The sequence below is a fragment of the Paenarthrobacter sp. YJN-D genome (assembly GCF_015040335.1).
Lineage (GTDB): Bacteria > Actinomycetota > Actinomycetes > Actinomycetales > Micrococcaceae > Arthrobacter > Arthrobacter nicotinovorans.
The window spans coordinates 645,310-670,903 of sequence record NZ_CP053549.1 but is presented as its reverse complement, the minus strand read 5'-3'; the positions used below and the strand labels follow the sequence as shown (position 1 = coordinate 670,903).

23 protein-coding genes are annotated in these 25,594 nt (G+C 62.3%); 9 read left to right on the top strand and 14 right to left on the bottom strand.

Going from position 1 to position 25,594, the window contains the following annotated elements; translation table 11 throughout:
- Window positions 1–38 precede the first annotated feature (38 nt).
- Both HMI60_RS03130 and HMI60_RS03125 read left to right on the top strand, forming a co-directional pair.
- A complete protein-coding gene (locus HMI60_RS03130) occupies window positions 39–740 on the top strand; it encodes a TetR family transcriptional regulator (RefSeq protein WP_370584095.1) in 702 nt (233 codons plus the stop codon).
- A 47-nt stretch (window positions 741–787) separates the two neighbouring features.
- Window positions 788–2,890: an acyl-CoA dehydrogenase gene (locus tag HMI60_RS03125; RefSeq protein ID WP_018777611.1), complete on the top strand. Its 2,103-nt coding sequence runs from the start codon at window positions 788–790 to the stop codon at window positions 2,888–2,890.
- 114 nt (window positions 2,891–3,004) lie between these two features.
- On the opposite strand, the gene glgA is transcribed toward HMI60_RS03125, so the two are convergent.
- Window positions 3,005–4,201 carry a glycogen synthase gene (gene glgA / locus HMI60_RS03120; RefSeq protein WP_035733564.1) on the bottom strand — a complete coding sequence of 399 codons (1,197 nt, stop codon included), beginning with the start codon at window positions 4,199–4,201 and terminating at the stop codon, window positions 3,005–3,007.
- Between the two features lie 93 nt (window positions 4,202–4,294).
- Between glgA and glgC the strand changes: the two genes are divergently transcribed.
- Both glgC and HMI60_RS03110 read left to right on the top strand, forming a co-directional pair.
- The gene (gene glgC / locus HMI60_RS03115) at window positions 4,295–5,707 is read left to right on the top strand and encodes a glucose-1-phosphate adenylyltransferase (protein ID WP_018777609.1); all 1,413 of its coding nucleotides are present in this window, start codon (window positions 4,295–4,297) and stop codon (window positions 5,705–5,707) included.
- Between the two features lie 73 nt (window positions 5,708–5,780).
- Window positions 5,781–7,232, top strand: coding sequence for an SDR family NAD(P)-dependent oxidoreductase (locus HMI60_RS03110; protein ID WP_018777608.1), 1,452 nt, complete (start codon window positions 5,781–5,783; stop codon window positions 7,230–7,232).
- 65 nt (window positions 7,233–7,297) lie between these two features.
- Here the strand turns inward: HMI60_RS03110 and HMI60_RS03105 are convergent, their stop codons facing one another.
- The 3 genes from HMI60_RS03105 to HMI60_RS03095 are packed head-to-tail and all read right to left on the bottom strand — an operon-like array spanning window position 7,298 to window position 10,687.
- A complete protein-coding gene (locus HMI60_RS03105; RefSeq protein WP_018777607.1) occupies window positions 7,298–8,149 on the bottom strand; it encodes a transglutaminase family protein in 852 nt (283 codons plus the stop codon).
- Window positions 8,146–9,072 (bottom strand): alpha-E domain-containing protein, encoded by a 927-nt coding sequence (locus tag HMI60_RS03100; protein WP_018777606.1) that lies wholly within the window; start codon window positions 9,070–9,072, stop codon window positions 8,146–8,148. The genes HMI60_RS03105 and HMI60_RS03100 overlap by 4 nt, the downstream gene beginning before the upstream one ends.
- Window positions 9,073–9,130: 58 nt before the next feature.
- Window positions 9,131–10,687, bottom strand: coding sequence for a circularly permuted type 2 ATP-grasp protein (locus HMI60_RS03095; protein ID WP_193590545.1), 1,557 nt, complete (start codon window positions 10,685–10,687; stop codon window positions 9,131–9,133).
- 111 nt (window positions 10,688–10,798) lie between these two features.
- Here HMI60_RS03095 and HMI60_RS03090 point away from each other — a divergent pair, with 111 nt between their 5' ends.
- Complete coding sequence (locus HMI60_RS03090; protein ID WP_193590544.1) at window positions 10,799–11,854, top strand: YeiH family protein; 1,056 nt, start codon at window positions 10,799–10,801, stop codon at window positions 11,852–11,854.
- A 4-nt stretch (window positions 11,855–11,858) separates the two neighbouring features.
- Window positions 11,859–14,483 carry an aminopeptidase N gene (gene pepN, locus HMI60_RS03085; protein ID WP_193590543.1) on the top strand — a complete coding sequence of 875 codons (2,625 nt, stop codon included), beginning with the start codon at window positions 11,859–11,861 and terminating at the stop codon, window positions 14,481–14,483.
- A gap of 83 nt (window positions 14,484–14,566) precedes the next feature.
- On the opposite strand, the gene HMI60_RS03080 is transcribed toward pepN, so the two are convergent.
- Complete coding sequence (locus tag HMI60_RS03080) at window positions 14,567–15,307, bottom strand: alpha/beta fold hydrolase (RefSeq protein ID WP_193590542.1); 741 nt, start codon at window positions 15,305–15,307, stop codon at window positions 14,567–14,569.
- Window positions 15,308–15,380: 73 nt separating this feature from the next.
- Here HMI60_RS03080 and HMI60_RS03075 point away from each other — a divergent pair, with 73 nt between their 5' ends.
- On the top strand, window positions 15,381–16,079 hold the full coding sequence (locus HMI60_RS03075; protein WP_193590541.1) for a YafY family protein: 699 nt from the start codon (window positions 15,381–15,383) through the stop codon (window positions 16,077–16,079).
- A 63-nt stretch (window positions 16,080–16,142) separates the two neighbouring features.
- Here the strand turns inward: HMI60_RS03075 and HMI60_RS03070 are convergent, their stop codons facing one another.
- The 5 genes from HMI60_RS03070 to HMI60_RS03050 all read right to left on the bottom strand — a co-directional run bounded on the left by HMI60_RS03070 (window position 16,143) and on the right by HMI60_RS03050 (window position 20,134).
- Complete coding sequence (locus tag HMI60_RS03070; protein ID WP_193590540.1) at window positions 16,143–17,243, bottom strand: biotin/lipoate A/B protein ligase family protein; 1,101 nt, start codon at window positions 17,241–17,243, stop codon at window positions 16,143–16,145.
- A gap of 86 nt (window positions 17,244–17,329) precedes the next feature.
- On the bottom strand, window positions 17,330–17,587 hold the full coding sequence (locus HMI60_RS03065) for a type B 50S ribosomal protein L31 (protein ID WP_017200906.1): 258 nt from the start codon (window positions 17,585–17,587) through the stop codon (window positions 17,330–17,332).
- Between the two features lie 141 nt (window positions 17,588–17,728).
- Window positions 17,729–18,538: an RNA methyltransferase gene (locus HMI60_RS03060; RefSeq protein WP_193590539.1), complete on the bottom strand. Its 810-nt coding sequence runs from the start codon at window positions 18,536–18,538 to the stop codon at window positions 17,729–17,731.
- A 7-nt stretch (window positions 18,539–18,545) separates the two neighbouring features.
- Window positions 18,546–19,331 (bottom strand): sulfite exporter TauE/SafE family protein, encoded by a 786-nt coding sequence (locus HMI60_RS03055; RefSeq protein WP_018777598.1) that lies wholly within the window; start codon window positions 19,329–19,331, stop codon window positions 18,546–18,548.
- A gap of 17 nt (window positions 19,332–19,348) precedes the next feature.
- A complete protein-coding gene (locus HMI60_RS03050; RefSeq protein ID WP_039241258.1) occupies window positions 19,349–20,134 on the bottom strand; it encodes an ABC transporter ATP-binding protein in 786 nt (261 codons plus the stop codon).
- Between the two features lie 110 nt (window positions 20,135–20,244).
- Between HMI60_RS03050 and serB the strand changes: the two genes are divergently transcribed.
- Window positions 20,245–21,138: a phosphoserine phosphatase SerB gene (gene serB, locus HMI60_RS03045; protein ID WP_055975746.1), complete on the top strand. Its 894-nt coding sequence runs from the start codon at window positions 20,245–20,247 to the stop codon at window positions 21,136–21,138.
- 67 nt (window positions 21,139–21,205) lie between these two features.
- Here the strand turns inward: serB and HMI60_RS03040 are convergent, their stop codons facing one another.
- The gene (locus HMI60_RS03040) at window positions 21,206–21,412 is read right to left on the bottom strand and encodes a hypothetical protein (RefSeq protein WP_156369819.1); all 207 of its coding nucleotides are present in this window, start codon (window positions 21,410–21,412) and stop codon (window positions 21,206–21,208) included.
- A 301-nt stretch (window positions 21,413–21,713) separates the two neighbouring features.
- On the opposite strand from HMI60_RS03040, the gene HMI60_RS03035 reads away from it, so the two are divergent.
- Window positions 21,714–22,082: a hypothetical protein gene (locus tag HMI60_RS03035; RefSeq protein ID WP_193590538.1), complete on the top strand. Its 369-nt coding sequence runs from the start codon at window positions 21,714–21,716 to the stop codon at window positions 22,080–22,082.
- Window positions 22,083–22,147: 65 nt separating this feature from the next.
- Here HMI60_RS03035 and HMI60_RS03030 read toward each other — a convergent pair whose 3' ends face one another.
- The 3 genes from HMI60_RS03030 to HMI60_RS03020 form a co-directional block, all read right to left on the bottom strand.
- Entirely contained in the window at window positions 22,148–23,677 is a 1,530-nt protein-coding gene (locus tag HMI60_RS03030; protein ID WP_193590537.1) for an ATP-binding cassette domain-containing protein, read from the bottom strand.
- Between the two features lie 265 nt (window positions 23,678–23,942).
- Window positions 23,943–24,695, bottom strand: a complete 753-nt coding sequence (locus HMI60_RS03025; RefSeq protein WP_018777592.1) for an SDR family oxidoreductase — start codon at window positions 24,693–24,695, stop codon at window positions 23,943–23,945.
- 116 nt (window positions 24,696–24,811) lie between these two features.
- Window positions 24,812–25,537 (bottom strand): beta-ketoacyl-ACP reductase, encoded by a 726-nt coding sequence (locus tag HMI60_RS03020; RefSeq protein WP_039241251.1) that lies wholly within the window; start codon window positions 25,535–25,537, stop codon window positions 24,812–24,814.
- Window positions 25,538–25,594: the final 57 nt, after the last annotated feature.

Here is a 25,594-nt window from a genome sequence, read left to right as displayed (position 1 = left end):
AGTTACTGATACCCAGCGTACCTGATACGCTGGGTATCGTGAACAGCCACCGTCAGGAAATCCCCACCGCCCCCGAGGTTCTCCCGGGAGAGGCTCCCTCCGCCGTAGACGGCAGGGCCGCGCGATGGCAATCCCACCGCGAGGAACGTCGTCGCGAACTCATCAAGGCAGCCCGCAGGGCCGTCCACCGGCTGGGAAGCGATGCCTCGATGGAGGACATCGCCGGCGCGGCGGGCACTTCCAAATCCGTGTTCTACCGCTATTTCGGTGACAAGGCAGGGCTGCAACAGGCCATGGGAGAAGTAGTCCTGGGCCAGATGCAGCGCCGGATGAAGGAAGCTGCGCAACTGGCCCAAACCCCCCGGGAGGGACTGTATGCGATGGTTTCGGCCTATTTGCAGATGGCTGAGTCCAGTCCCAACGTTTATGCCTTCATCACGCGCCTGTCTCCTGGCGAAGCTTCCGCGCAGGACGCGATTGCGGCTTCGGGAGCCCTGGGCAACTTCTTTGAGCAGATCACGGAGATGATCGCCACCCCCATGCGTGAGCACCTGGGTGAAGAAAAACAATCGGTGATCGTCTACTGGCCCACTGCCGCCATCGGGCTGGTACGAAACGCCGGAGAGATGTGGCTGGGGAGCCCCGCAGGCGCCGGCAAGCCCGACCAGGCGGCCATGGCCGGGCAGATTACCGACTGGCTTTGCCTTGGCATCGCACCGCAACTCAAGACCACCACCTGACACCAGCAAATGACTCATCAGTTATCGGAACCAAAGAAGGAAACAACATGACTGAAGTAGTGGACCGGGCCTCATCGGCCAACAAGCCGGCAAGCCGCGACGTTGCTGCCGCCGAACCCGTGGTCGATGTCGCGGCGCTCGGCGAGCAACTCCTGGGTAAATGGGCTCACATACGGCATCAGGCCCGTGAGGTGGCGGGCAACCCCGCTGTGCAAAAAATCGAGGGGCTGCACCACACGGAGCACCGCGCCCGCGTTTTCGAGCAATTGAAGTTCCTGGTGGACAACAATGCTGTCCACCGTGCCTTCCCCACGCGTTTGGGTGGCTCGGACGACCACGGCGGCAACATCGCCGGCTTCGAGGAACTGGTCACCGCCGACCCCTCGCTGCAGATCAAGGCCGGTGTGCAGTGGGGCCTCTTCGGCTCTGCCGTCATGCACCTGGGCACGTCCGAGCATCACGACAAATGGCTTCCTGGCATCATGAGCCTGGACATTCCCGGCTGCTTTGCGATGACGGAGACCGGCCACGGCTCCGATGTTGCAAGCATCGCCACTACGGCCACCTACGACGACAGCACCCAGGAGTTCGTCATCAACACCCCCTTCCGTGCAGCATGGAAGGACTACATCGGCAACGCGGCCAATGACGGCCTGGCAGCCGTGGTGTTCGCCCAGCTGATCACCCGGAACGTCAACCACGGCGTCCACGCTTTCTATGTGGAACTCCGGGATCCCGCCACCAAGGAGTTCCTGCCGGGCATCGGCGGTGAGGATGATGGCATCAAGGGTGGACTGAACGGCATCGACAACGGACGCCTCCATTTCACCAACGTCCGGATCCCGCGCACCAACCTGCTAAACCGCTACGGCGATGTCGCAGTGGACGGCACGTACACCTCCACTATCGCCAGCCCCGGCCGTCGTTTCTTCACGATGCTGGGAACCCTGGTCCAGGGGCGTGTCTCCCTCGATGGTGCAGCCGTTGCCGCCAGCAAGGTAGCCCTCAAGACGGCCATCCAATACGCCACTGAGCGCCGGCAGTTCAACGCCTCCTCCCCCACGGATGAAGAAGTGCTGCTGGACTACCAGCGGCACCAGCGCCGGCTCTTCACGCGATTGGCCACCACCTACGCGGCCAGCTTTGCGCACGAGCAGTTGCTCCAGAAGTTCGACGACGTGTTCTCCGGCGCCCATGACACCGACGCCGACCGGCAGGACCTCGAGACGCTGGCAGCTGCACTCAAGCCGCTGAGCACCTGGCACGCACTGGACACACTGCAGGAATGCCGTGAAGCATGCGGCGGCGCGGGCTTCCTGATCGAGAACCGCTTTGCTTCCCTGCGTGCGGACCTCGACGTCTACGTGACGTTCGAAGGTGACAACACCGTCCTGCTCCAACTGGTCGCCAAGCGCCTCCTGGCCGATTACGCCAAGGAATTCCGCAGTGCCGACTTTGGCGTGCTGGCCCGCTACGTCGTGGACCAGGCCGCGGGTGTCGCCCTGCACCGGACAGGCCTGAGGCAGGTTGCCCAGTTCGTGGCCGACACCGGCTCGGTGCAGAAAGCCGCCCTGGCCTTGCGCGACGAAGAAGGCCAGCGCACACTGCTCGCGGACCGTGTCCAGTCCATGGTTGCCGAGGTCGGCGCGGCGTTGAAGGGAGCCAATAAGCTCCCCCAGCACCAGGCGGCGGCCCTCTTCAACCAGCACCAGGACGAACTGATCGAAGCAGCCCAGGCCCATGCCGAACTGCTCCAGTGGGAGGCCTTCACCGAGGCCCTGGCCCGCACGCCTGACGAGGGAACCAAGCGGGTGCTCACCTGGTTGCGCGATCTCTTCGGCCTGTCCCTCATTGAGAAGCACCTCTCCTGGTACCTCATGAACGGCCGGCTTTCCATGCAGCGCGGCAGGACCGTGGGTACCTACATCAACCGCCTCCTGGTGAAGATCCGTCCGCACGCGGTCGACCTCGTTGATGCGTTCGGCTACGGCCCCGAGCACCTCCGGGCCAGGATCGCCAGCGGCGCAGAAGCGGAACGCCAGGATGAGGCGCGCCGGCATTTCCGCGAAATGCGTGCCAGCGGCAGCGCACCCTCGGACGAGAAGGCGCTGCTGGCATTGAAAGCGGCAAAATCCCGCCCGTCGAAGTGACGCACCTTCCGGCAAACAGCCTGGGAAGTTAAACCGCGACGGCGCCGTCCCCACCAAGGGGGCGGCGCCGTCGTGGTTTGGCGTGCTTTCGGGACGGACCCGGGAAGCTGGGCGTCAGCGCAGCACTGAGCGGTACACCTCGAGGGTTGTCTCCGTAATGGACTCCCAGGAGAAGTGGTCCTCGGCCCGCCGCCGTCCAGCGATACCCATCTCCCGGGCGCGCGCGGGATCCGACACCACCTGGTTGAGGGCGGCGGCGAAATCACTGACGAACTTCTCAGGGTCCAGCGGAGTGCCGGTGCCGTCGGTGACCTGCTCCAAGGGAACCAGCAGGCCGGTTTCACCGTGCTGGACCACTTCCGGAATGCCGCCGGTGGCGCTGGCCACGACGGCTGCGCCGCAAGCCATCGCTTCCAGGTTCACGATGCCCAGGGGTTCGTAGATGGAAGGGCAGGCAAAAGCCGTGGCATGGCTCAGGACCTGGATCAGCTCCCGGCGCGGGAGCATCCGTTCGATGAGAACCACACCCTGCCGCTTGGTCTGCAGCTCCTCGATGAGCCGTGCCGTTTCAGCGGCAAGCTCGGGAGTGTCCGCCGCGCCGAGGCACAGCACCAACTGGACATCGTCGGGGAGGCTCGACGCCGCGCGAAGCAGGTACGGAACGCCCTTTTGGCGGGTGTTGCGGCCAACAAACACCACGCTGGGCTTGGCGGGATCAATGCCCAACGCCCGGATGGCATCATCTTCCTCGTCGCGCTCCCACAGGGAGACGTCAATGCCGTTGTGGACCACGCGCACCTTGTCGGGATCGACGTCGGGATAGCTGCGGAGGATGTCCTGGCGCATGCCATCGGAGACGGCAATGATGGCGGCGGCAGCTTCGTAGGCTGTCTTTTCGACCCATGACGACAAGGCATACCCGCCGCCGAGCTGCTCGGCTTTCCACGGGCGCAGCGGTTCCAGGCTGTGGGCGCTGAGTACATGGGGTATGCCATGCAGCAGCGATGCCAGGTGACCGGCCATGTTGGCGTACCAGGTGTGCGAGTGGACAAGGTCCGCTCCCGCAATGTCCGGAACGATCCTGAGATCAACGCCCAGGGTCTGGAGTGCAGCGTTGGCACCACCGAGGTCTTCGGGAGTGGCGTAGGAGGCCACGGTTGCCCCGTGGTAGTCGGCATCACGGGGCGCGCCGAACGCCCTGACATGAAGGTCGACGTGCTTCGCCAGCACCCGGCTGAGCTCGGCAACGTGGACACCGGCACCGCCATAAATTTCCGGAGGGAATTCTTTAGTCACAATGTCTATTCGCACGCTAACCAACGTAGTCGTTCCGGCGTATGTGTTCTAGTGTGAAAGGGTCCGGAAAATCGGACTTTTGGGGGATACGAAGACGTACGGGGAGCTGTGACCATGGCGTTGAAGAAAGTTTTGGCAATCGTATTGGCAGGCGGCGAAGGCAACCGACTCATGCCGCTGACGGCGGATCGGGCCAAGCCGGCCGTTCCGTTTGCTGGCGGCTACAGGTTAATTGACTTTGCGCTGTCGAATCTCGTTAATTCGGGATATTTGAAAATCGTGGTATTGACTCAGTACAAATCACACAGTCTTGACCGGCACATCTCGGAAACGTGGCGCATGTCCACGCAGCTGGGCCGTTACGTGGCTTCCGTTCCGGCGCAGCAGCGCGTGGGCAAGAGCTGGTTCCTTGGCAGTGCCAATGCCATCTACCAATCGCTGAACCTCATCCATGATGACGCCCCGGACATCGTGGTAGTGGTCGGCGCGGACCACGTTTACCGGATGGACTTCTCCCAGATGGTGGAGCAGCACATCGCAAGCGGCGCGAAGGCCACGGTAGCGGCGGTACGCCAACCGCTCAACATGGCCAATCAGTTCGGTGTCATCGAAGTGGACCAGAACGACCCGCAGAAGATCGCCGCCTTCGTGGAGAAACCTGCCAGCACCCCCGGACTGGCAGCCGATCCCTCGCAGTTCCTGGCGTCCATGGGCAACTACGTCTTCAATGCCGATGCCCTGGTTGAGGCGCTGCATGTCGACGCTGAGCGGCTCGATACCAAACATGACATGGGTGGCGACATCATCCCCTACTTCGTCGATCAAGGCGAAGCTGGGGTTTACGACTTCACGCTCAACGACATTCCCGGTGCCACCGACCGTGACCGTACCTACTGGCGTGATGTCGGTACCATCGACTCGTTCTATGACGCGCACATGGACCTGATCTCCCCTGTTCCGGTGTTCAACCTTTACAACTCCGAGTGGCCGATCTACACCCGTCAGAGCATCTCTCCGCCGGCCAAGTTTGTCCGCGGCGGGAACAACACGGTGGGAACGGCCCTGGACTCCATCGTGGCCAGCGGCGTCGTTATTTCCGGTGGCATCGTGGAAGGCTCCGTCCTGTCCAACGATGCCTACGTTGCGGCAGGCAGCCGTGTCCAGGACTCGGTGTTGATGGACAAGGTCTATGTCGGTGAAGGGGCTGTGATCAAGCGGGCCATCCTGGACAAGAACGTCAAGGTGCCCGCGGGTGCGGCAATCGGGCTTGACCCCGCCTTGGATAAAGCCCGCGGGTACAAGGTGACGGAGTCGGGCATCACCGTCCTCGCCAAGGGACAGCTGGTTCCGGAACCCGGTGAGGCGGAGCTCGCGTTGTCTGCCCAGTACCGCCGCGGGCTGCCTGAGGCCGTCAAGGCAGCCACTCACCACGACCCCGACATTCGCGACTCCGCAGAAAAGGTGGCCGCAGGGATCCAGTCCCGCGTGGCCGGGCCGGCATCGCAGGGTGCCGCGAACTAGGCTGCGCCCATCGCGCTGACCCGGACAGAACCCGAGGCAGGCCGGACACTCCCAAGGCTGTAAAATCAGGTCAATGAGCTCCACCGATCTGACGCCTGAAGAGATCCAGGCCTGCCTCAAGGTTCTGACCACGATCCACGTCTACGACGAGGAGCACCCGGACTACGTTGCTGTCCGGCGTGCCACCGGCAAGATGTTCAAAGCCGTCAAGCGCCATCGCCGCGTCACCAAACGCGATTCCATTGCCGAGGCCGACCGGGCAGTCATCGCTTTGACGGCAACAGCCGCCCCGGACCGGATCGACGACGAGACCCGGGGCAACAAGCTGGCCCCGTCCGCAACCGGTGAGATTGCCGGACACTTGATCCGCTCGCGGCCCTGTTACATCTGCAAGAAGCACTACACCCAGGTGGATGCCTTCTACCACCAGCTGTGCCCTGAATGTGCAGCATTCAGCCACAGCAAGCGGGACGCCCGCACGGACCTCACGGGTCGCCGGGCCTTGCTAACAGGCGGCCGCGCGAAAATCGGCATGTACATTGCCCTGCGCCTTCTCCGGGATGGCGCGCACACCACCATCACCACCCGCTTCCCGAAGGACGCAGCGCGCCGGTTCGCGGCGATGGAGGACAGTGGCGAGTGGCTGCACCGTCTCAGGATTGTTGGCATCGACCTCCGCGATCCGGCACAGGTCATGGCGTTGACGGACTCCCTCAACGAAGCCGGTCCCCTGGACATCATCATCAATAACGCAGCCCAGACCGTGCGGCGGTCAGGAAATGCCTACAAGCCCCTGGTCGACGCCGAAGATGAGCCGCTGCCTGCCGAGCTTGACGCTGCCAATGGTGGCCCTGAGCTGGTGACGTTCGGACATGCCCACGACAAGCATCCATTGGCGCTGGCCAGCAGCGTCACCGAGCACCCGGTCCTGGCAGGCGACGCCATTACCTCGCTGGCGCTTTCCACTGGTTCGGCGTCTCTGGAACGGATTGAATCAGGGACGGCGATCGACGCCGGCGGCCTGGTCCCCGACCTCGCCTCCATCAACAGCTGGACCCAGGTTGTCGATGAAGTGGATCCCTTGGAGATGCTGGAAGTCCAGCTCTGCAATGTCACGGCGCCCTTTCTGCTGGTCAGCCGGTTGCGGGACGCGATGAAGCGCTCCACGGCCCACAGGAAATACATAGTGAACGTATCGGCCATGGAAGGCCAGTTCTCCCGGGCCTACAAGGGACCGGGGCACCCCCACACCAACATGGCCAAGGCTGCCCTGAACATGATGACCCGCACCAGTGCCCAGGAAATGCTGGACACTGACGGCATCCTGATGACGGCTGTGGACACCGGATGGATCACTGACGAGCGTCCCCACTACACCAAGGTCCGGCTCATGGAAGAGGGGTTCCACGCTCCCTTGGACCTGGTGGACGGTGCGGCCCGCGTGTATGACCCTATCGTCATGGGTGAAAAGGGCGAGGACCAGTACGGCGTCTTCCTCAAGGATTACAAACCGTCTCCCTGGTAAAAATGTTTGTAGACAAGCAAGGCCCTTAAGAATGCTTCTTAAGGGCCTTGCTTGTCTTTGGATTCCTATGCGAGCCGGGTGATCTCCACGGACACGGAGAGCCCGGATCCGCCGCCGCCGGAGAGGATGCCCTTCAAGGGTGGCACATCCCTGTAGTCGCGTCCCCTGGCAACAGTGACGTGGTAGTCGCCCGCGGGCTTGTGGTTGGTGGGGTCCCAGCTGCGCCATTCCCCGTCCCACCATTCCAGCCAGGCGTGTGACTGGCCGGCCACCGTCTCCCCGATGTCTGCCGAGGACCGGGGATGGATGTAGCCGGAAACGTAACGCGCCGGGATGCCACTGCAACGCAAGGCTCCGATGGCAAGGTGGGCCAGGTCCTGGCATACCCCCTGCCGTTGTGACCACGCCTGTTCTGCGTTTGTCGTCACCCCGGTGGTGCCCTTCATATAGGTCATCTCGCCGGCCATCCATGCGAAAACCGCCAGTGCGGCTTCGTGGGGATTCTTGCCGTCGACAATCCCGGGAACGATGCCGAGGACTTCCTCCCCCGGCCCGCTGAGCCGTGACTGCGGAAGCCAATCGCTGAATTCGTCCTGGATTTTTTCGGAAGCCATGACGTCCCATCCCACGATGTCGTCCTCCACGGCGACCCGCTCTGTGCGGTGCACTTCCACGGTGGCCGTGGCAAGGACCTCCAGGCTCTCGTGGGGCATCTGCATGTCGAAAGCGGTGACGCGGGTTCCCCAATAGTCGCGGTATGTGCTGACCGAGGCCTGGTTGGGAGAGACCTTGAGTGAGGACTCCAGGACCACCTGCTGGCCGTCGGTCAGCGGTGTCATCCGAGCCTCGTTGTAGGACAACGTCACGCGGCGGTTGTACTTGTAAGCCGTCTTGTGGACGATGCTCAGCCGGGTCATGAAACTTCTCCCACCCAGGCGTGCTCATCAGCCTGATTGAAGTACTTACGGGAAATCGCGTCCGATGCCTGCGTCACGGCCTTCTGCACACGTTCCATGTGCTCAGGCAGTTCCGACATGAGGTCATCGGTGCGGTGGAACTCAAGGAAGGTGCGGGCCTGTCCCACAATGCGGCGGGCATCGTTGATGAAGCCGACGCGCTGTGCCGAGGGGTCCAGTTTTGCGAGGCACTCATCGGCATCGCGCAATGCGTACACGATGGAGCGCGGGAACAGGCGGTCCAGGAGCAGGAATTCGGCAGCGTGCTGGTCGCCGAACGCCGCCCGCCTGGTGCGGATGAAGGATTCGTACGCGCCTGCGCAGCGCAGCATGTTCACCCAGGACATACCAGCGGACTGGACATCGCGGGTGGACAGCATGCGGGCAGTCATGTCCGCACGTTCCAGGGAACGGCCCAGCACCATGAACAGCCAGCTTTCGTCGTGGCTGACCGTTGTGTCGGCAAGGCCGCGCACCATGGCGGTCCGTTCCAGGACCCAGTTGCAGAAACGATACGTTCCCACCACGTCCTTGCGATGCTGGTTCAAGCCGTAATAGGTAGTGTTCAGGCTCTCCCAAAGGGATTGGGACACCGTTTCCCTGGCACGACGTGCGTTCTCACGGGCTGCCCCGAGGGACCCTGCAATGGACGAGGCACTCTGCTTGTCATAGGCCAGGGCATGAAGCAGTTCCGGCAGGCCGAAATCGTCGCTCTGGGGCTTGGCACCCATGACAGCGAGGAGTTCCCTGGCTACGCTGCGCTGCTCCTCAAGGGGCAGGTGGTTCAGGCGTTCCAGGTGCACATCCAGGATCCGGGCAGTACCGTCGGCCCGCTCTACGTAGCGGCCGATCCAAAAGAGTGACTCAGCAATACGGCTCAGCATGCGGCTGTGCCTCCTTCGCGTGGTGCATGTCGAAGTTCAAGTGGTGGTTGGAACGGGTTCACTGCTGCTGCTCCGTTTGGCGGTCGCGCCAGTTACTTTCGACCGGCCATACGGAAACCTGTTCACGCAGGGTGACAGACTGCCGCGGGATCACCTCGGCCGGCATCTGGGGCGAGTTCGCCAGAACCCAGGTGTCTTTGGAACCACCGCCCTGGCTGGAATTGACGATCAGCGAGCCCTCCTTGAGGGCAACCCGGGTGAGGCCGCCGGGCAGAACCCAGACGTCGTCGCCGTCGTTCACTGCGAAAGGCCGCAAGTCGACGTGGCGGGGCCCGAACTTGTCTCCGGAGAGTGTCGGAACCGTGGAAAGCTGGAGCACTGGCTGGGCAATCCAGCCGCGGGGATCGGCGATGACGCGCTTGCGCAAGGCGTCCAGTTCTTCCTTGGAAGCGTCGGGACCGATGACCAGCCCCTTTCCACCCGAACCGTCGACGGGTTTGACCACCAGTTCCTCGAGGCGGTCCAGGACATGTTCCCTGGCTTCCTTTTCCTCAAGCCGGAAAGTGTCGACGTTGGCGATGATGGGTTCCTCGTGGAGGTAGTACCGGATCAGGTCAGGCACATAGCTGTAGACGAGCTTGTCATCGGCCACCCCGTTGCCCACCGCGTTGGCGATGGTCACTCCCCCGGCACGGGCGGCGTTGACCAGGCCAGGGCAGCCGAGCATCGAATCCGAGCGGAACTGCAGGGGATCGAGGAAATCGTCATCGATGCGTTTGTAGATGACGTCCACACGCTGTTCGCCGGCCGTGGTCCGCATGTAGACGCGGTTGCCGCGGCAAATGAGGTCCCGGCCTTCCACCAGCTCCACGCCCATCAGCCCGGCCAGGAGTGTGTGTTCGAAATATGCGCTGTTGAAGACACCCGGGGTCAGGACAACCACTGTCGGATCATCGACGCCGGCGGGTGCGGTCTTGCGCAGCGCCGACAGTAGCCGCCGCGGATACTCTTCAACCGGCCTGATGTGCTGCTGCCCGAAGGCTTCGGGCAAGCCTTTCGCCATGGCCCTGCGGTTTTCCAGCACGTAGCTGACGCCGGACGGGACACGAACATTGTCCTCGAGTACCCGGAACGTGCCGGCAGCGTCACGGACGACGTCGATGCCCGAAACATGGACGCGGACGCCGCCGGAGGGTTCAAAACCGTGGACCGCCCGGTGGAAATGGGCGCTGGTGGTGACGAGCTGGCGTGGAATCACGCCATCGGCCACTACGGCCATCCGCCCGTAAACGTCGTTGAGGAATGCTTCAAGTGCTTTGACCCGCTGGGCAACTCCGCGTTCGAGCACATCCCACTCGTCAGCCGGGATGACACGCGGGACGATGTCCAGGGGGAAGGGACGCTCCTCCCCCGCGTAGTCGAAAGTGACGCCACGGTCCAGGAAGGTCCGTGCCATGGAGTCGGCACGGGCGGTGACATCTGCGAGGGAAAGCTCGCGGAGCGCACCGGAGACCTGACCGTAGGATTTTCTGGCAACGTGGCCGGGGGCAAACATCTCGTCGTAGGCTCCACCGCGTGCAGCGGCCTCGGAGTAATCCTGGAATAGGTCAGACATGGGATTCAGACAATCACCTTTTTGAGTCGAGCGCATTACGCACTGATTGTGTCGCGGTTTCCGGGTGCTCCCGGTTTCGCCTTCCGTGCCCCCATCCGGCAGGGTTGAGGCATGCCCTTCAACAGACTCGCGTCCCAGCTGTCACGGCTGGGGCCAGGGTTGGTCCTGAGCGTTGCCGCGACCGGCCTTGCCTTCGCCATGCACGCATTGCTGCCTGCGGTTTCAGTCATACCGGTCATGACGCTTGCTGTTGCTTTGGGTTTGCTCTCAGCAAATATACCGGGCACGGCGGTGGTCGTTGCGGGGCGCGCCCGGCCCGGCCTGGACTTCGCCGGAAAGCACCTGATGCGTGCGGGCATTGTGTTGCTCGGCCTCAAAGTCAGTGTGGGTGATGTGTTGGGACTCGGCTGGTTGTCCCTGCTCCTGATAGCCGGGGTGGTCCTGGCCAGTTTCGCCGGAACCTACGGCCTGGCGAGATTGCTGCGCCTGCCCGGTGAGGCTTCCTTGCTGATTGCTACGGGCTTCTCCATTTGCGGGGCCTCAGCCATCGGCGCCATGGCCGCAGTGCGGCGCATCAAACACCAGGACACGGTGCTGCCCGTCGCACTGGTCACCCTTTGCGGGACCTTGGCCATTGGCGTCCTGCCCCTGCTGATGCATCCGTTGATGCTGAGTCCGGAGCAGTTCGGGGCATGGACGGGCGCTTCCGTGCACGATGTCGGCCAGGTGGTGGCCACAGCGCAAACGGCAGGAACAGCGGCCCTGGCGATCGCCGTCGTCGTTAAGCTGACGCGGGTGATCCTCCTGGCCCCCATTGTGGCTGCGGCAGGACTGCATCAGCGGGTCCAGCATGTCCGTCAACGCGCCAACGGTTCAGCGGATGCGGACAATGCGGACGGCCGTTTCCCGCCCATCGTGCCGCTTTTCGTGGTCGCCTTCATCGCCATGGTCGCGGTCCGCTCGCTCGGATGGACGCCTCCGGAACTCCTGGAAGCGGCGGCGGTGGCACAGGACATTTTGCTGGCGTCGGCGCTTTTCGGTCTGGGCTCTGCCGTGCGTGTCAGGACGCTGATCCATACCGGGGGACGTGCTGCCGTGGTGGCACTGGGGTCCTGGCTGATCATCGCTTCACTGGGCCTGGGGGCTGCCTGGATCATGATTAGATAGCTGTGTGTCGAATCACAATCTGTCGCGCGATGAAGCCGCTACCCGTTCAGCCCTGATTACCACCCACAGTTACGACGTCACCCTTGATGTCCGGGACGCGGCGGATCCCGCAGTCAGCGGATATCCAAGCTCCAGCACCATCACTTTTTCGGCCCGGGCCGGCTCCGACACCTTCCTCGATTTCATCAGTGGGGGCGTGCAGTCCGTGGTGTTGAACGGACGCGCCTTGGATGTAGGAACAGTGGTGGACCAGGACAGAATCATCCTGGAGGGCCTCGCAACGGAGAACACCGTGACGGTTACAGGGACAGCCCTTTACAGCCGTTCCGGTGAGGGAATGCACCGTTTCGTGGACCCTGCCGACGGGCAGTGCTACCTATACACCCAGTACGAACCGGCGGACTGCCGGCGTGTTTTCGCCAACTTCGAACAGCCCGACCTCAAAGCGGAGTTCACGTTCCACGTCATTGCGCCGTCGGGCTGGGAAGTCGCGTCCAACGGCTCGGAGGCCGCCCGGTTGCCGGTGCCGGGCTCTGAGGACGTTTCCCAGTGGGACTTTGCCACCACTGAACGGATGTCCACCTACATCACCACTGTGCTGGCGGGCCCCTACTTCAAAGCCACCGACCACTGGGATGCAACGCTCGACGACGGCACCCGCCTGGATGTTCCGCTGGCACTTTACTGCCGCGCATCCTTGGCGCCGTCCTTCGATGCCGAGGAACTGTTCCGGCTCACCAAGAGCGGCCTGGCCTTCTTCAACAAGCTTTTCGACTATCCGTACCCCTGGGGCAAATATGATCAGGCCTTCGTGCCCGAGTACAACCTGGGCGCCATGGAAAACCCCGGGTTGGTGACCTTCACCGAAAAGTACGTCTATGCCTCACGTGCCACCGATGCCCAGTACCAGGCCAGGGCAAACACCCTCATGCACGAGATGGCGCACATGTGGTTCGGCGATCTCGTGACCATGACCTGGTGGGACGATCTGTGGCTGAAGGAATCGTTCGCCGATTTCATGGGAACCCTGGGTGTGGACCGGGCCACCGACTGGGACACAGCCTGGATAAACTTCGCCAGCAAACGCAAAGCGTGGGCCTACGTCCAGGACCAACTGCCCACGACGCACCCGATTGTGGCGGATATTCCGGATCTTGAGGCCGCAAAACAGAACTTTGACGGAATCACCTATGCCAAGGGTGCCTCAGTGCTGAAGCAACTGGTGGCTTACGTGGGCTTCGATGCCTTCATTGCCGGATCCCGGCAGTACTTCCGCGAGCATGCCTTCGGTAATACGTCCCTGCAGGATCTGCTGAAGGCCCTCAGCGAAGCCTCGGGACGGGACCTCGGCGATTGGGCCAGGCAGTGGCTGCAGACCTCCGGTATCTCGACCATCACGGCCGACATCGTGGAGGACGACGGTGTGATGGGCGCGGTGATGCTGGAGCAGGAAGCCATCGATCCCTTGACCGGCCACCAGGAACTCCGGCCCCACCGTATGCGCCTTGGACTGTACGACGCCGACCAGACCGGCGCTTTGCTCAGGTTGGAAAGCCTGGAAGTGGATGTCGCAGGTCCCAGCACCCTCGTCTCCGGGCTTGCAGGCAAGAAGCGTCCGGCTTTGCTGCTGGTCAATGATGACGACCTGAGCTACGCCAAGGTACGGCTTGATCCTGTCTCCGAGCGCACGGTGCGTACCTCGCTGGATAAAATCCAGGACCCCATGGCCCGGGCGTTGTGCTGGACGGCACTGTGGGATTCTGCCCGGGACGGCGTGAGGCCTGCTGCACGGTACGTGAGCGCGGTGGAGCAGTTCGCTCCGGCAGAATCCGGCATCGGAGTCCTCCAAAATGTGCTCGGAAACGCCTCCGGCGCCATTGAACGCTTCGTACCCGCACGGTCCAGGGACAGCGTTCGCACGGATTTCCTGGCTGTCGCGGCTCATCAACTGCGGGCTTCGGCTCCCGGCTCCGACGCGCAGCTGGCGTGGGCCAGAACGTTGGCAGAGGTCTCACGCCACGGTGACAGTCAGCTCCCTTTGCTGCGCAGCATCCTTGACGGCACCACAGTAGTGGAGGGCTTGACTGTCGACGCAGAGCTGCGATGGAGCTTCTGGCAGGCCCTGGCCGCGCACGGCGAGGCATCCCAGGCCGAGCTGGACAGGCAACTCGAAGCGGATAAGACAGCGTCAGGCAAGGAAGGGCACGCGTTGGCGTCCGCTGCCCGCCCGGATGCTGCCGTGAAGGCGGCAGCCTGGGACCTGGCCGTCAACACCACGGGCCTCTCCAACGAGATCCTCAGCGCCACAATTGCCGGCTTCGCCACTGCGCCCAGTGACATGCTGGCGTCCTATGTCGAGCCCTATTTCGAATGCCTTGAGCGTGTATGGGCCGAGCGGAGCATTGAAATTGCCGGCAGGATCGTCAGGGGCCTCTTCCCGGCGGCCCAGGACCTCGCGGAGGGAATGGAGCCCTCCGGCCACCCGGTCGTGCTCAGGACGGATGAATGGCTCCACCACCACTCTGATGCCCCGCGCGCGTTACGGCGCATCATCATTGAGCAGCGGAGCCACCTCCTGCGGTCCCTCACAGCGCAGTCGGCAAACACAGCACAGTCGGCACAGGTTTAGCTGTCATTCAGGACCGGACCCAAGCCCGTTCCTGCTCCTGCAGGCTGCGCAGGCTCTCCGCGCCGGCGGTCCAGGAATGCTCTTCAGTTGTTCCGGGTAGCTTCTGACTGAATGGCCCTGGCGAGGTCGCGGGGACGGCTCCACATGGGCCAGTGCCCCGTGGGGAGGTCAAGAACGTCGAGGTTCTCGATGTGCGCGACTTCGGCAAACATGCCATGGCCTGAGTGGGCGAGCTCCAACACGGTCGTGCCGGGTATCGAGCAGCACACCAGTGTGGTGGGGACCTTGCGGCGGGCATCGTTCGTGAGCTCGACGGGCTGACGAAGCACGGGGCCGGGTTCCGGGACGGCCCTGGCCTGGAAGCGCTCAAGGTCCCCGGTGTTCAGGCCTTCCAGGCTCGCTTGGCTTGCGAGGACATCGATGGACGGCAACGGAAGCTCCGCCAAGCCGTCCGGAAAGTCCGGGGCGAAGATACTTCCCGGCGCCAGAGGGCCCGAGTCTACCCAGACCATTCGGTGGATGAGCTCTGGGCGTCGGTCCAGAACGAGGCTGGCAGGTGCGTTTGCACCACTGTGGGCGACGAGGACCGCCGGCTGGTCTTCGGATACCCCGAGTCGCGCCATGGCGTCCAGAATCGCTGCTGCCTGATCGTCGAGGGTCCTCGCGGCACGGTCGGGGTCGTCGGGATCGAGGCCGGGCAAGGTCAATGCCGTCGCGCGTGAGTCATGGGACCCCAAATGTTCCAGGACCTCGTCCCAGGCCCAAGCGCCCAACCAGTGGCCGGCGAGGAGAATGATGGTTGGGCGGTTAGTGGAAGTTGTCATGACACCACCCTCGCAGGCGCCGTGGACAAGGGTATGTCACTATTTGTGTCATGAATTTGGGAAGATTCGAACAGTGAGAAGAGTCGAACGGCTCCATGCCCTCTCTGAGATGTTGCGCCGCAGCGGAGCCCGGGGGGTCTCCGCCGAAATGCTGGCCAGGGAGTTCGCGGTATCCGTACGCACCGTCAAGAGAGACCTTGATGCCCTGGAGAACAGCGGGGCGCCCATCTGGTCCCGCCCAGGTCCCGGCGGTGGTTACGGACTGGCCGCAGGGTCCTCCCTGCCGCCCGTCACCCTGTCACCGGCGCAGGCCGTGGCCCTCATGGCGGCTGTGTCCGCAGCGCCCGATGCGCCGTACGCAGACCTGGCCGCAGCGGGTATCCACAAAATCCTGGACGTCCTCGATCCCGGAACCAAGGCTAGAGCACACGAACTGGCCGGTCGCATCTGGGTCAATGAGGTTCGCTCCCCGTCGCGCAAAACCAGGTCAGCGCTGGAGGAAGCGATGGCCGCGCAGCGAGTGGTCCGTATCAGTTACACCTCGGCAGACGGGACTACGACCATCCGCGACGTGGAACCTGTGCTTTTCGCCTCCACGAACGGCCGGTGGTACCTGGTGGGGTGGTGCCGGCTGCGCGACGCGATGAGATGGTTTACCGTTTCCCGCGTCGAAGGGGCCAGCGTCACCACAACTGCCTGCAGCGGCCATACCATCGACGAAGTTGGCGAGCCCCCGGTGAACGCCCGGCCGGTGCATGGGCGTGCGCAGTGAACCCGACAGTATCCAGAACCCGGCAGTTTCCAACTCTGGTCAATCCAACTCCGGTCATGATGGTCAGGGAACCCGGTTCAACCATTCACTGGTACCGAACTTGGAGTCCACGCGTTTCCTGGCTTCTGCAAGCTCTGCTTCAGTGAGCACGGACTCTGAGGCACCGTATCGCTCGGTAAAGACCTCCTGCATGGCCTGCAGGATTGCGGCCCGCGCCATGCCGGTCTGGCGACGCAAGGGGTCCACGCGTTTCTTGGCGCTGCGGGTGCCCTTGTCCGAAAGCTTCTCCTTGCCGATCCGCAGCACTTCGACCATTTTGTCGGCGTCGATGTCGTAGCTCATGGTGACGTGATGGAGCATGCCGCCGTTGGCAAGCCGCTTCTGGGCGGCTCCGCCGATCTTGCCCTGGTCCGTTGCGATGTCATTGAGGGGCACATAAAAAGCGGTGATTCCCAGCTTCTCGAGTGCTGCCATGACCCAGGCATCCAGGAACGCGTATGAGTCGGCGAAGCTGATGCCGTCCACCAGGGTCTGTGGCAGGTACAGGGAATACGTGATGCAGTTGCCGGCCTCCATGAACATGGCTCCGCCGCCGCTGATCCGGCGGACCACGGTAATGCCGTGGCGGGCAACGCCCTCAGGATCAACCTCGTTCTTGACCGATTGGAAGCTGCCGATGACTACTGATGGCTCCTCCCAGTCCCAGAACCTTAGCGTGGGATTACGCAACCCTGCGCCGACTTCTTCGGTCAGTACTTCGTCCAGTGCGACGTTCACATGGGTCGGGAGAACTGACGGCGGGATGACGTCCCACTGGTGGTCGTCCCAGCTGGTGGCTTTGGACAATGCGCGTCGGACTGTAATGGCCACAGCCTCTGCGGAGAAACCGAACAGCGTTGCGCCGGCGGGCAATCCGGCGCTGACCGCCGCGGCAATATCTGCTGCTGTTGTGTTCCCGGGAAGTCCTGTCAGTGCCCCATTGATGTCCTGCAGGGCTTCATCGGGTTCGAGGAAGAAGTCGCCGCTCAGCGAAACGTTGGCAAACAGGCCGTCCACCACATCCAGGTCCACCACCACCAGTTTGCCGCCGGGAACTTTATATTCGCCGTGAAGGCGGGTCCCGGCGTCGTCGTTATCGGTTTCAGGTGTCGGCTGGGAAGTCATGGTTTCCATCTTGCCGGAAAACGCAAAAGCCCGCATTGCCGGAGAATCCGGTAATGCGGGCTTTTGAAAGCCTTGGGGTGAAGTGGTTACTTCTTGCCGCCGAAGCCCTTGAAGCGGGCGTTGAAGCGCTCGACGCGGCCAGCGGAGTCCATGATGCGCTGCTTGCCCGTGTAGAACGGATGGGACTCCGAGGAGATTTCGACGTCGATAACCGGGTAGGTGTTTCCGTCTTCCCACTCGATGGTCTTCGAGGAAGACACGGTGGACTTGGTCAGGAACTGCGTACCGGAAGCAAGGTCGTTGAATACAACAGCTTCGTACTTCGGGTGGATATCAGACTTCATAATGGGACCTTTTGTTCACGCAACTGGATTTTGCCAGCTGCCAGGTATGAATGGAGGTGGTCCGTGGACTGCAATGCAACATTCCAGCTTCCGGGCCAACAACCAATCATAGCCGAAACGAACACGCCATACGAACCGGCGTCAGCCCCGCGGACGGAGTTCCCAGAATGCCACGGCGGAGGCAGCTGCCACGTTGAGGGAATCGACGCCGGCGCGCATGGGGATCTTGACGGCGAGGTCGACGGCGGCAAGGGTCTCTGCGCTCATGCCGGCACCTTCGGTTCCCAGCACCAGCGCCAGTTTCGGGAGCTCCCTGGCGGCGAGGTCGTCAAGGTCCAGGGCGTCGTCTGTCAGTTCCATGGCTGCCACGGTGAAGCCCTGTTCCTTGAGGCGGCCCAGGTCCTGTGGCCAGCTCTCCAAACGTGCCCAGGGGACCTGGAAGACCGTGCCCATGCTGACGCGCGCGCTGCGGCGGTACAAAGGGTCGCCGCACCGTGGCGAGACCAGGACGGCATCCACCCCCAGTGCAGCCGCCGACCGGAAAATAGCCCCCACATTGGTGTGGTCCACGATGTCTTCGAGCACGGCGACGCGCCTGGCGGATGCCAGGAGCTCCTCCAGCGGGACGGGAGCCGGGCGGTGCATGGCGGCCATGGCTCCCCGGTGGAGGTGGAAGCCCGTGATTTCCTCCAGGAGTGCCGCTTTCCCAATGAAGACCGGCACCTCCGGATAGGCCTGGAAGACGTCGGTGAGGTCCTCCAGCCACTTCTCGGCCAGGAAGAAGGAACGCGGCTGGTGGCCGGCGGCCAACGCCCTGCGCAGGACCCTGGAGGACTCGGCGATATACATGCCCTCGCGAGGCTCCCGGAGCTTCCGGAGGTGCACATCGGTAAGTGTTGTGTAGTCACTGACGCGTGGATCGTCAGCGGACTCAAGGTAGTGGAATGTCACCCCGGGATCACTTCAGGAGGTTGGCGATCATGAAGCCAAGCGCCACAATACCGAGGGTGAAGATGACGCCGCGCAGCACCTTGGGCGACAACTTCCGGCCAACCTTCGACCCAAGCAGCCCGCCGATCGTGGAGCTGACGGCAATGAGCAGGACGACCCACCAGTTAATTCTGTCGAAGGCGAAGATGAGATAGGAAACAGCGGCAACCATGTTCACCGTCAGGGTGAGGATGTTCTTCATGGCGTTGGCATTTTGCATGGTGCCGGAGAGGAAAACTCCGAGGATCCCCACCAGGAGGATTCCTTGCGCGGCCACAAAGTAACCGCCGTAAACCCCGGCGAGGTAGATCAGGACCACCAGGAGGATGCCGTGGCTCTTGTCCTTGATGGCATGCTCGGGGTTCTGTTCCCTGTTGCGGATCCATGCCTGGAGCTTGGGCTGGAACAGCACCATGAGCAAGGCTGCGACCAGCAGCACAGGTGCCACGTAGCCAAACACCTTTTCCGGCAGGTGGAGGAGCAGCCATGCGCCGGTGATGCCACCCAACAGCGATGCCGGCATCAGCTTGAGCAGCTGCCTGCCGCGGCCGGCCAGTTCGCGGCGGTAACCCCAGGCGCCAGCGGCCGTACCGGCTACGAGACCCATCGCGTTGCTCATGGAAGCGACGACGGGCGCCACACCCAGGGCGATCAGCACGGGGAAGGTCACCAAGGTGCCCGAGCCGACTACTGCGTTGATGGTGCCGGCCCACAAGCCCGCAAAAAAGACCAGGATGCTGCTAAGAATCTCCACGTTTGTCCCGGACCGCCCTAGCGCCGTGCGGTGGCTGTGTAGCGCCCGGCGTTTTCGGAAACGTCCAGCGCCAGGCCAAAGGTGTTGCCGAGGTGCTCGTCAGTGAGGACGTCCTTGATGGGACCGGCAGCCACCACGCCCCCTTCCCGGAGCAGCATGGCGTGGGTGAATCCCGGAGGTACTTCTTCAAGGTGGTGGGTTACCAGGACCATGGCCGGTGCGGCCGGGTCGCTGGCGAGTTCGCCAAGTTTGTGAACCAGCTCTTCGCGGCCGCCAAGATCAAGGCCGGCGGCAGGCTCATCCAGCAAGAGCAGTTCGGGGTCGGTCATCAGGGCGCGGGCGATCTGTACCCTCTTCCGCTCACCTTCAGACAATGTTGCGAAGGTGCGGTTGAGAAGGGGGCCCATCCCCCAGTCGTTCAGGAGGCCAAAGGCGCGCCGTTCGTCGTCGCGCTCATAGCCTTCCCGCCAGCGGCCGGTGACGCCGTACGCTGCAGTGACCACTACGTTCAGGACGTTCTCATGCTCGGGGATCTGGGTAGCCAGCGCTGCGGAGGAGAGTCCGATCCGGGGCCGGAGTTCGAAGACATCGACACGACCCAGGGTTTCGTCGAGGATCCCGGCCTTGCCGCTGCTGGGATGGAGTCGCGCGGCCGCAATCTGGAGAAGAGTCGTCTTGCCCGCGCCGTTCGGGCCAAGGATGACCCAACGTTCGCCTTCGTTGACCTGCCAGTCTACCTTGTCCAGCAGGGTCTTCTTGCCGCGGACAACGCTGACGGAGGCCAATTCCAGAACATCACTCATAGCAGTAGACACTAGGACAAAACTGCACATGACTGATAACTGATGTTTCTGCTCGTATATGAGTCGAAACAGTTTCGGGTGGACGGAGCGCCCTCAGTAGGATTGAAGCCATGACTTCGAACTTGGCTGCGGTCAGCTATGGCGTGAAACTTTCCCCCGATTCGCTTGAGGGCGTGCACAAGGTACTGGCCGACGCAGGCGCAGAAGTGTCAGCGGAATCACACAGCAGCGATGACAGGTTCGGCGTCTTTACGTCTGAATTGAACGTGCGGCTTGATTCCCCCGCCGAGCTGTCCAATCTTCGACGCCGGGTGGCCGAAGCTGCCGTCGAGGGCGCCGATACCGCCCTGGTGCCTGCAAGCCTTCGGCAGGCAGGGCGCAAGCTGCTCATCATGGATGTGGATTCAACGCTCATCCAGCAGGAAGTCATCGAGCTGCTCGCAGCATATGCGGGCAAGCGCGAAGAGGTCGCTGCCGTCACCGAAGCTGCCATGCGGGGTGAATTGGATTTTGCGCAGAGCCTCCATGCCCGTGTGGCCGTGTTGGCGGGCCTGCCGGCCGACGTCGTGAATTCCGTCCGCGACGAGGTACGCCTCAGCTTGGGGGCGGCAGAACTCGTGGCCGCGTTCAAGGCGGCCGGCCACGTGGTGGCTGTTGTTTCCGGTGGCTTCAACCAGATCCTTGGGCCCATCGCAGAAGATCTGGGCCTTGATTACTGGATTGCCAATGAGCTTGAAATCGTCGACGGCGCGTTGACCGGCAAAGTCCTGGGGGCCGTCATCGATCGGGCTGCCAAGGAGAAGTACTTGAGGCAGTGGGCTGCGGCCGAGGGAATCGAGTTGGCGCACACGATCGCTGTCGGTGACGGCGCGAACGACCTCGACATGCTGGGCGCGGCCGGGATCGGTGTGGCATTCAACGCCAAGCCCGCGGTCCGTGCAGTGGCGGACGCCGCGATCAATATGCCCTACCTCGACGCTGTGCGGCACATCGCCAACGTCTGACCCGGCTCTACGGACTTCCCGGTTTTTTCGCGACACGATCGACGCTGCTGTCCCACCTATTGGTGACTCACAGCAACCAGATCCCCAGGAGCGAAAGATGGTTATTCAGCAAACACACGTGGGAGCGTCCGTTGGCATGGCCGGCCTTGACGCGACGATTGTCCAGATCGGCCTCATGGCCATACTCATTCTTGGTGCGGCGATAGCCGCCCTTATCGGGTCCTTCGCCGTGCTTGTCCTGGTGCCGCTGGCGGCAGTCGTGGTTCGGAGGCACCACGGAAGACGCGCACAGCCCTCCCGCGGGCCAGGGACGACGGACGAAACCGTTCCTTTTCGGCGTGTCGGACCCCGGCATGCGAATGTCACAAGAAACACGTGACTCGATTTCGTGACGCAAGAAATCGAATACGTAATTTGATTGTGACCCTCGATGGGTCCAGAGCGGATTATTCACGAAATCTTGGAATCGAGCTGCTTTTTAATCGGCAAATGTGCCTACCCTGTTGGAGGAATCGAGGGGAAATGTCCATCTCCCGTATTCCACTGAAGTCATTACCAAACAGGAAGAATGCAACATGAGCACGCTTGATGAAGCCATAAAGCAACTGCTGTCCATTGAAGGCGCTACTGGCGCGGCCGTCGTCGACTATTCCAGTGGCATGGCACTCGCGCAGGGAGGAAATTCCGGATTCGATCTCGGGGTAGCGGCGGCCGGAAACTCGAATGTGGTGAGCGCAAAGCTGCGCACCATGGCTGACCTCAGCCTGGACGGAGATATCGAAGACATTCTCATCACCCTGGGTGGGCAGTACCACCTCATCAACGTCCTGAATTCACGTGACTCCAAGGGATTGTTTGTGTACTTGGTGCTCGATCGTACCTACGCAAACCTCGCCCTGGCCCGTCACAAACTCAACAACGTAGCCAAGGGAATCACCATCTGATCAAGGTCGTCAGCATGGGGACGGCCGCTTGACCGCGGCCGTCCCTTATCAGTGGCTGTCCCCTGTTAGTGGCCGTCTTCGGACACTGTCTCCAGGCGCTGGCTCTTCACCCTCCGGGCACCACTGTTTGCCGAGGCGACGGCTTTGCCCAGCATGTGGTAGACCAAAACGTCCTCATTGGTGTTGGCGTTTGCCTCGATGGTGACAAGCTCACCATCGCGGACTACTCCTATCCGGTGGCACCAGTTGACCAGTTCCGTGAGATCCGAGGACAGCAGAATGATCGCGACACCTGTCTCCCTCAGTTCGTTGAGCATCTGGTACACAACGTCCTTCGCCCCAATGTCGATGCCGCGGCTCGGATGACTCAGGATCAACACGTCACAGCCGCTCGTCATCCATTTGGCGAGGGAGACCTTCTGGCGGTCCCCGCCTGACAGGTTTGTAACAGCACCGTGGATGTTCGTCGTGCTGATGCGCATGCGGCGCACAAGGTCTATCACTCCACGGAGCCCGGCAATCTCGTCCTGCAATCCTGCTTCGACAGAATCCTCACGCAGGCCGGTGGCAATGCTGGTTGTTGTTTCCACGTGTCCGGCGTCGTCCGAGAGGTAACCGATCCTGTGCCGCAGGGCGTCCTCAGGACCCTGGATGTCAATGGACTGTCCATGCAGGAAAAGCTCTCCCGAGGTGCGGGGCCTCCTACCCACCAATGATTCGAGCAAATGATAGACACCCGATTGATGGGTTCCGAGCAGTCCGAAAATTTCGCCTTTGCCGACGCTGAAGGTCACGTCCCGGACAGAGTCCTCAACATTGAGGTTCATGACCCGCAGCACCTCGTCATCGCCGGCCGGCTCCGCAGGCCGCTGGCCGCCCGCTGGTTTGTGCTGCAGCAAGAGGAAAGCCAGTTCATCGGCGTCGGTCTGGCTGGCCTCAACGACTCTGTGGACCCTGCCATCACGCAACACGGCAATGCGGTGCGCGATTGAATGGACTTCATCGAGGCGGTGGGTGATGTAGATGATCGCCCGCCCTTGGCTGATCAGCATTCGGAGGACCTGGTGCAGGGCGGCGACGTCGTGATCAGGAAGGGAAGCAGCCACTTCATCCATAATGACCAGTTGTGCTTCCTCAGCCACCATCCGCAGGACTTCAACGAGCGTTTGTTCGGCCCGGACCAGGGTGCCCACCGTCGCGTCAGGATCCAGGTCCAAGCCGGCGTCCTTGATGAGTTTCAGGGCGGGACCCCGAAGTTCCGTATGGGGCTTTCCGGATTGGAAGGTGCCCCGGTACACGGCCTCGGCCACTGTCTTACCGGGATCGAGGCGGAAGTTCTGCGGAACAATCCCCACGCCACAGGCCTGCGCTTCTTCGCGCGAATCGGGACCGTATTTTTCTCCCGCCAACGTCATGGATCCGGACTCGTGCCTGAGCGATCCCGACAGGACATCCATCAGGGTGGTCTTCCCTGCCCCGTTGGTTCCGATCAGTCCAAGTATCTCGCCTCGATGCAATGAGAAATCGATACCCTTGAGGATGCGGCGCTGGTCATGTGAGGCATGAATACCATCCGCATGCAATAGCAGGTCCACAGAAGCTCCTAATCCGCACTAATGCGTGAACGGCTGTCGAAAGGCCGTAATGCGCAAAGCATCCAGAAAAGCACTGACGAAATAAGGGGTCCGGATGCAGTGCTGAGTCAATCAGAAGACCTAACAAAAGGCAAAAAAGGATAACAAAACCATCACTGGCAATTTGTGACGCGAGATTTATCAGAATTTATCAAAATGTCATCATCTGCTGCTTAAAAGGAAGCGGCCCGGGACAAGTCCCGGGCCGCAACGAAACAAGCCGCAGTTACTCGGCGTTTTTGCTGAAGTAGTCTGCGCCGCCGACATACTCGGTGTGTCCGGATTCGACATCGGCTGTCACCATCTTGGCGACCTCAGCGGCGAACTCTTCCACGGAGTACAACTTGCCCGCTTCTGCGCGGCGGGCCTCGATGGCTCCCGGGTTGGACCGGTCAAGAAGGGTTGCCGTTACGGTCCCCTCGATCATGTCGCCGGAAACCACTACAAGAGAGATGCCCTTGTCTGCGAGGCTGGGCAGCAACGCACGGAGGGCGTCTTCACCAGCGCGCTTGCTCTTGGCCACGGGCTCGTACTCAGGCATGGTGGGAACGGTCTCCACGAAGTGAGCCTGGTGACTGGTCACGAAGACCACCCGCGAGCCTTCCGGCATGAGGGGCACGGCAGCGTTGAGCATGTTGATCTGGGCGTCGCGGTTCAGTTTGAGCGCGTAGCCCTCCTCCATGCCGCTTTCCATGCCTCCTGAGGCATTGAGCACGAGCACGTCGAGGGAGCCGAACTGCTCCATGGCTGTGCTGGCCAGGGCATGCACGCCTTCGTCGGTGGTGAGGTCTGCGCCAACCGCAGCTGCACGACCGCCGGCCGCCTGGATTTCGGCCACCACCTTGTTGGCACGGGGTGCCTTCTGGCGGTAATTAACGACGACGGCGGCACCCTCGCCAGCGAGGATCTTGGCAACTTCAGCGCCGATTCCGCGGGAAGACCCCGTGACGATGGCGGTCTTGTTATCCAGCGTTCCCATTCGTGCTCCTTTTGTTCAGTTCATCCAAATTCCGTGGGCTCGGATTCCATCATGCCAGCGGCAACGATGAAATCCGTTGTCGGCCCCGGACAAAAACTACCGTTTGCGGTAGTGGGTCAGTGGCCCATTCCCAAGCCGCCATCAACGGGGATCACGGCGCCCGAGATGTAGGCGGCCTCATCACTGGCCACCCAGCGGACAACGTTGGCCACTTCGGATGCCTCAGCGAAACGCCCGGCCGGGACGTTGGCGAGGTAGGACTTCTGTGTGTCCTCCGGCAGTTCGGCTGTCATATCCGTGTTGATGAACCCGGGTGCCACTACGTTGGCGGTGATGCCACGGCTTCCCAGCTCGCGCGTCAGGGACCGTGCGATACCCACCATTCCGGCTTTGGAAGCGGAGTAGTTGATCTGTCCGGGAGCTCCGTAGAGGCCGGATACGGAGGAGATAAGCACCACACGGCCCTTGCGGAGCCTGATCATGCCCTTGCTGGCGCGCTTGATAACCCGGAATGCGCCCGTCAAGTTGGTGTCGAGAACCGAGGTGAAGTCGTCTTCGCTCATCCGCAGCAGGAGCGTGTCCTTGGTGATGCCTGCGTTCGCCACCAGAACCTCAACCGGCCCGTGCGCCTCTTCGACAACCTTGAACGCCGCATCGATCGAAGCTTCATCAGTGACATCGGCCTTTACGCCCAGGATTCCCTCAGGGAGTTCTGTTTCACTGCGGTAGGTAACAGCCACCTTGTCGCCGTTGGCAAGGAATGATTCCGCGATGGCCAGGCCGATGCCGCGGTTACCGCCAGTGATCAGGACGCTGCGACCGGTGGATACTGCTTCAGACATGCTTTTGCTCCAGGTTCTGCGGTCATCGAATGCCGCGTGAAGAGGGATTTTCCTGTC